This is a genomic window from Vibrio sp. 2130-1, assembly GCF_033339515.1.
The window spans coordinates 1-571 of sequence record NZ_JAWOUT010000542.1; the positions used below are offsets into that span (position 1 = coordinate 1).

Below are 571 nucleotides of genomic sequence, written 5' to 3' on the forward strand. Positions count from 1 at the left end.
TGCTCAGCTTGCTGGAGCAGTGAATACACTTAAGAAGCTTGATGATGGTGAAATCATAGGTGATAACACTGATGGTGCAGGCTTAGTGCAGGACTTGTTGCAACACCAAGTCGTTTTAGAAGGCGCACGCATCCTGATCATAGGAGCTGGTGGTGCCGCTCGAGGAGTGATTAAACCATTGCTCGATCAAAAACCAACATCTCTAACGATAACTAATCGTACATTTTCCAAAGCCGAAGAATTGGCAGAATTGTTTTCTGCGTATGGCCCTGTTACAGCAAAAGAGATGAATACCATTGCTGAAGAGTTCGATGTCATAATCAACTCTACGTCTGCATCATTGAGTGGTGAGTTACCTGCGATCTCTTCCTCGGTGTTCGCCGCCAATAGTACAAGCTACGACATGATGTATGGCAAAGGTGATACCACATTTAACCAATGGGCTAAGCAACACGGTGCGGCACATGCTTATGATGGTTTAGGTATGTTAGTTGGCCAAGCTGCTGAGAGTTTTATGTTATGGCGCGGTCTTCGTCCTGGAGCCAAACAGATTTTGCGTGAATTAAGAAAG

General features: G+C 45.2%; 1 protein-coding gene. It reads left to right on the top strand.

Annotated elements, in window-relative coordinates; all coding sequences use genetic code 11:
* On the top strand, positions 1 to 571 hold a 571-nt coding region (gene aroE / locus R7Q09_RS27285; protein ID WP_318144098.1), incomplete at both ends, for a shikimate dehydrogenase.